At 55.5% G+C, this 1829-nt stretch carries 1 rRNA gene; it reads right to left on the reverse strand.

The window, feature by feature from the left end:
• Window positions 1-293: 293 nt before the first annotated feature.
• Window positions 294-1824, reverse strand: a 16S ribosomal RNA gene (locus FH975_RS16185).
• Between the last annotated feature and the right edge of the window lie 5 nt (window positions 1825-1829).

Genomic DNA, 1829 nt, shown 5'->3' on the forward strand with positions numbered 1-1829 from the left:
CCACAGACACAACGTCCACAGCAGACCTGAAGTAAGGACCACAATCCAAAGGCTCATAGCCTCAGGACCCAACAGTGCGCCACACACCACACAAACAACACGCCCCAACCCCTCTTTCCAACCGCCACCGAACAAACAATGACGACGTACTCAAAAAACCGTGACGTGTGACAAGCATGATGACTCCGATACGCGGAGTATTCGTTGAAAAATTCCACCCATGAGTAAAACCCCCCGGCAACACAATCGGCTGCACAAAGAGGGCGGACCCAACTCGGGTCCATACTCCTTAGAAAGGAGGTGATCCAGCCGCACCTTCCGGTACGGCTACCTTGTTACGACTTAGTCCCAATCGCCAGTCCCACCTTCGACCATTCCCTCCAGAAAACTGGTTAGGCCATGAGCTTCGGGTGTTACCAACTTTCGTGACTTGACGGGCGGTGTGTACAAGGCCCGGGAACGTATTCACCGCAGCATTGCTGATCTGCGATTACTAGCGACTCCAACTTCACGAAGTCGAGTTGCAGACTTCGATCCGAACTGAGACCGGCTTTTAGGGATTAGCTCCACCTCACAGTATCGCAACCCATTGTACCGGCCATTGTAGCATGCGTGAAGCCCAAGACATAAGGGGCATGATGATTTGACGTCGTCCCCACCTTCCTCCGAGTTGACCCCGGCAGTCTCCCATGAGTCCCCACCATAACGTGCTGGCAACATAGGATAGGGGTTGCGCTCGTTGCGGGACTTAACCCAACATCTCACGACACGAGCTGACGACAACCATGCACCACCTGTGAACCAGCCCCGAAGGGAAACTACATCTCTGCAGCGATCCGGTCCATGTCAAGCCTTGGTAAGGTTCTTCGCGTTGCATCGAATTAATCCGCATGCTCCGCCGCTTGTGCGGGCCCCCGTCAATTCCTTTGAGTTTTAGCCTTGCGGCCGTACTCCCCAGGCGGGGCACTTAATGCGTTAGCTACGGCGCGGAAAACGTGGAATGTCCCCCACACCTAGTGCCCAACGTTTACGGCATGGACTACCAGGGTATCTAATCCTGTTCGCTCCCCATGCTTTCGCTCCTCAGCGTCAGTAACAGCCCAGAGACCTGCCTTCGCCATCGGTGTTCCTCCTGATATCTGCGCATTTCACCGCTACACCAGGAATTCCAGTCTCCCCTACTGCACTCCAGCCTACCCGTACCCACTGCACACCCGAGGTTGAGCCCCGGGCTTTCACAGCAGACGTGGCAAACCGCCTACGAGCTCTTTACGCCCAATAATTCCGGATAACGCTCGCGCCCTACGTATTACCGCGGCTGCTGGCACGTAGTTAGCCGGCGCTTCTTCTGCAAGTACCGTCACAATAAAGCTTCTTCCTTGCTGAAAGCGGTTTACAACCCGAAGGCCGTCATCCCGCACGCGGCGTCGCTGCATCAGGCTTGCGCCCATTGTGCAATATTCCCCACTGCTGCCTCCCGTAGGAGTCTGGGCCGTGTCTCAGTCCCAGTGTGGCCGGTCACCCTCTCAGGCCGGCTACCCGTCATCGCCTTGGTAAGCCATTACCTCACCAACAAACTGATAGGCCGCGAGTCCATCCAAAACCGCAAAAAGCTTTCCACCAGCACCCCATGCGGAGGCCGGTCATATCCGGTATTAGACCCAGTTTCCCAGGCTTATCCCAGAGTCAAGGGAAGGTTACTCACGTGATACTCACCCGTTCGCCACTAATCCACCAGTGCAAGCACCAGCTTCATCGTTCGACTTGCATGTGTTAAGCACGCCGCCAGCGTTCATCCTGAGCCAGGATCAAACTCTCCATCAAAAAAT

The organism is Nesterenkonia haasae (assembly GCF_010119385.1).
Taxonomy (GTDB): domain Bacteria; phylum Actinomycetota; class Actinomycetes; order Actinomycetales; family Micrococcaceae; genus Nesterenkonia; species Nesterenkonia haasae.